General features: G+C 49.9%; 1 protein-coding gene. It reads right to left on the reverse strand.

All coding sequences use genetic code 11. The features are described 5' to 3' along the window. The coding region (gene tkt, locus RMO35_RS19825; RefSeq protein WP_309743466.1) for a transketolase at window positions 1–1,923 on the reverse strand (1,923 nt) is incomplete at its 3' end. Between the last annotated feature and the right edge of the window lie 524 nt (window positions 1,924–2,447).

Raw genomic sequence — 2,447 nt, forward strand, 5'->3', positions numbered from 1 at the left:
AAAACGATCGATTGTGACTAAACCACCGTCGAGTCCGATGAAGCGGTGCCAGCCAAGGCTGCAAGCTGCTTCGACTGCGACCCGTTTGGTGACAGCTTTGGGTAAGACGGACTCTTTGTAAGCTGCGTCTTGTTCGTCGAATAGTTCCCATGAAGGCATGGAGACAACGCGAACTTTTTTGCCTGCGGCGGTGAGTTGTTCGGCAGCAGTGACGCACAGGCTGACTTCGGAGCCAGTCCCGATCAGGATGATGTCGGGAGTACCTTGGGAATCGACGATCGTGTATGCACCTTTGGCTACACCCTCGATCGAGGTTCCGGCTAAGTTAGGTAAGTTTTGGCGGGATAAGGCGAGGAGAGTCGGATTGGTTTGGCTGGCTTTTTCGATCGCAACTTTGTAAGCACCGGAGGTTTCGTTACCATCGGCGGGACGGATCACGGTGAGGTTGGGGATAGCACGTAATGAGGCGATCGTTTCGATCGGTTGGTGCGTGGGGCCATCTTCACCCTGTCCGACGGAATCGTGAGTCATCACCCAGATCGCACCCGCTTTGGATAGGGCGGAGAGGCGAATCGGGGCGCGCATGTAGTCGGTGAAGATTAGGAATGTGGCACCGTAAGGAATCAAACCGGAGTTGTGGAGGGCGATGCCGTTACAGATGGCACCCATCGCATGTTCGCGGACGCCGAAGTGGACGTTACGATTTTGATAGGCACCTTTTTGGAAGTCGCCTGATTCTTTGATTTCGGTGAGGTTGGAGTGAGTTAAGTCAGCCGAACCGCCAATTAATCCTGGTAAAACTGTCGCCAATTTATTGAGGCAATTTTCCGAGTGTTTGCGGCTAGCTAGAGCTTTGTCTTCGGGGGTATAAGTCGGCAACACGCTCGCCCAGCCGTCGGGCAGCTTGCGGGAGGTCAAACTTTCAAATTCGGCAGCTTCGGTGGGATATTTGGACTTGTAGCTAGCGAGAGTAGCTTCCCATTCGCCTTCGGCTTTGGCACCGCGATCGATCGCTTCGCGCATGTGAGCGACGGCATCAGCGGGTAATTCAAAGGGGGCGTAATCCCAGCCGAGGTTTTCACGGGTGAGTTTGATTTCGGCTTCACCCAAAGCGGCACCGTGGATACCTGCGGTGTTGCACTTGTTGGGGGAACCATAACCGATGATAGTAGTTACCTTAATCATCGTCGGTTTGTCGGTGACTTTTTTAGCTGCTTCTAATGCTGCACCAATCGCCGCCAAGTCGGTGTTTCCGTCTTGGACGTGGATCGTGTGCCAGCCGTAAGCTTCAAACCGTTTGGAGACATCTTCAGTAAAGGCAACATCAGTCGAACCATCGATCGAGATGTGGTTATCATCATATAAGACGATCAGCTTGCCCAGTCCCCAGTGACCCGCAATCGAAGCGGCTTCACCAGAAATACCTTCCATATTGCAGCCATCGCCGACGATAACGTAGGTATAATGATCGACGATCGTCGCATCGGGTTTGTTAAATTTAGCAGCTAGATGTGCTTCAGCCAAGGCCAAACCCACACCATTAGCAATCCCTTGACCGAGAGGGCCAGTTGTAACTTCAATTCCAGCAGTTTCAAAGTTTTCGGGGTGTCCAGGCGTACTCGAACCCCACTGACGGAAATTTTTGATATCTTCAATACTGACGCTATCGTAGCCAGTAAGATGCAATAGTGCATACTGGAGCATCGAACCATGTCCGGCAGATAATACAAACCGATCGCGGTTGAACCATTGGGGATTCTTGGGATTGTACCGCATGAACTTTTGCCATAGGACATAAGCCATTGGCGCAGCACCCATCGGTAAGCCGGGGTGTCCGGATTTGGCTTTCTCGATCGCATCGACAGCCAGAAACCGAATGGAATTAATCGCGAGTTGGTCTACGGATTGAGCGGTTACAGGCATAATATATATCGATTTAACTACATAACTAGTGAAATTTAAGTGCTGAGAGCACGGCTAGACAAGTGCAGGCTGATGGTCTAATTCGCAAGTTTTGAGTCATACAGCACTACTCAACCAGAGCCAAACATCGCTCCTTATGAATAATGTTCTAATCCCGAAACTGAATGCCAACAGATTTGCATCGATCTTAACAATTTCTACCTATCATCCCATTTGGTGGAAGCATGAGCAAGAGGTTTGGGGAGTGGATAGTGAATAGTGGATAGTGGATAGCAAATTAATTGAGATTCAGATAAGTCCTCATCTACACTCAAAGCCCAACTTCGATCCACTAATCACTATCCACTACCCCCTAATTTTGTTACATAACATCACTATCCCTTCCCTTTGCCCGTGGCATCTGGTATTACTAGGCGTGAGGTAGTCGATCGAACAAAGTAGGAACATGCCAAAATACGATAATATCTTCAACGCTGAAGAGTATACCGAAGAGCCATTAAATGAAGCTGAAGGCTTGGCATCGA

Source organism: Chamaesiphon sp. OTE_20_metabat_361, assembly GCF_031364565.1.